The sequence below is a fragment of the Streptomyces albidus (ex Kaewkla and Franco 2022) genome, from assembly GCF_013870515.1.
GTDB lineage: Bacteria > Actinomycetota > Actinomycetes > Streptomycetales > Streptomycetaceae > Streptomyces > Streptomyces albidus.
The window spans coordinates 1-1763 of record NZ_JACBXA010000477.1; the positions used below are offsets into that span (position 1 = coordinate 1).

A 1763-nucleotide genomic window follows, 5' to 3' on the forward strand; every position below is an offset into this window, starting at 1 on the left:
CTGGGCCCGCCTGTGTTCACGGCTGGCACCCGACGGGCTGCTGATCGACGGGACCTGCGACGAGATCGGACGGCGCCACGTGTGGGTGGCGCTCGGCCCGGAGGGACCGAGAACCGTCACCTTCGCGACCAGGCTGAGTGCGTTGAGCACGCCCTCGGATCTGGCGGAACGGCTGCCCAAGGCGTTGATCCACCGCAACGTGCGGGGCGAGCCCGTGCACGTCTTCCTCCGCGACTTCGACCGGGCTTGGGCGGCGGCCGCACCGTACGGCGCTCTGAGCGCCCGGCAGCGCTGGATACGTGCGGTGAGTGCGCTGGCACAGGACTGGCCGCTCGCCGGCGGACCGCGGAGGTGGCGGCAGGGCGAGGTCACCGTGGAATGGCAGGCCCTCGCCCCGCGCGGAAGCTGACTCGGCCGCCGAACGGGCGGAGCCGGGGCCGCCGGGCAGCAGGGGCCGCCCGGCAGGATGCTCTCCGGCTAGGGGATGACCGCAAAGTAGCGTCGTCCGCCCCCAGGCGGGACTTTCGCGGACACCCCCCAGGGCTGGCTCAGGCTGCCGGGGACAGCTCGCCCCGGCCGAACAGAAGGGCGTACCCGGCGGGCAGGCCGGCCAGTACGCGGTCGGTCAGCTCCTCGCCGCACAGTTCGGCGATCGCTGAGAGCACCGAGCTCACATCCCATCGAGCGGTGGCGTGCGTCGCGTCCTCCATGCGCCGGGCGACGGCGTCCACGAACTGCGAAGCGGTCAGCGGCTTGGTCACCGGCAGCTGGAAGGTCAGGGCCTCCACCGCGGGGGCGGGCAGCCGCTGAGCGAGCTCGGCGCGTATGTCCGGGGCGAGGTGACCGCCGAACTCGCTGAGAACGATGCGCACGACCCGCTGGCTCTCGTCGTCCGACGCGTAACGGCCGTGCTCGCCGACCCTGGCCACGAATTCGCTCCATCGCATACCTGTGTGTTCCCTTCATTCGGTTGAACCGGACGAAACCGGCATCCGGCCGAGTGCCCGGATACCGGCACAGAATGTTCGGGAGTGGCGAGGTTCACGTCGGGGGCGGGCCCGGCTGAGCGGGCACCGCCCCCGCGGAGCCTTCACCTGTCGGTTCGCAGGCTCACCTGGTGAGCTGCTGGGCGGACGAGTCGCCGCCGCTGATCTGGATCTTCCGTGGCTTTGCCTGCTCCGCCACCGGGATGCGCAGTGTCAGCACTCCCGCTTCGTACGAGGCGTCGATGCGCTCGGAGTCCAGCGTGTCCCCGAGGAAGAGCTGGCGGCTGAACTTGCCTGCCGGACGCTCCGCCGCGATCAGCTCCGCATCCTTGGGCGCGGGCGAGCGGCGCTCGGCGTGGACGGTGAGCACATTCCTCTCGATGTCCAGATCGACGGTCTCCGGGACGACACCCGGAAGGTCGAAGTGGATCACGAACTCGTCGCCCGAGCGGTAGGCGTCCATCGGCATTCCCGCGGGGCGGGCCTGGGTGCCGAAGACCTGCTGGGTGAGGCGGTCGAACTCCCGGAACGGGTCGGTACGCATGAGCATCACTGTCATCTCCCTCCATGTGGCGTGCACTCTCGTGCGATGCCCTGTGCCCACTTATATACACCGACACGAAGAAGGTTGACAACTTGCGACTCAACTTAGACGTCGGTACAGCTCAGAGCACCTGCGGCACCGGCTGGAGCCACAGCCTGCCGAAGGCGAGACGGGCCCCCTCGGCCTCCTGGCGCTGATCCGCGTGAAGCACGCCGAGCGCGTAGGCGGTGGCC

The 1763-nt window shown here is 69.9% G+C and carries 2 protein-coding genes and 1 pseudogene; 1 reads left to right on the top strand and 2 read right to left on the bottom strand.

The genetic code is table 11. The annotated features are described in order from the left end of the window. Positions 1 to 409: pseudogene (locus H5J26_RS30675) on the top strand (class I SAM-dependent methyltransferase); the annotation flags it as partial. A gap of 139 nt (positions 410 to 548) precedes the next feature. Here the strand turns inward: H5J26_RS30675 and H5J26_RS30680 are convergent. Both H5J26_RS30680 and H5J26_RS30685 read right to left on the bottom strand, forming a co-directional pair. Further along, entirely contained in the window at positions 549 to 947 is a 399-nt protein-coding gene (locus tag H5J26_RS30680; protein ID WP_181769209.1) for a DUF2267 domain-containing protein, read from the bottom strand. Between the two features lie 163 nt (positions 948 to 1110). Beyond that, a complete protein-coding gene (locus tag H5J26_RS30685) occupies positions 1111 to 1536 on the bottom strand; it encodes an Hsp20/alpha crystallin family protein (protein ID WP_181769210.1) in 426 nt (141 codons plus the stop codon). Positions 1537 to 1763 lie beyond the last annotated feature (227 nt).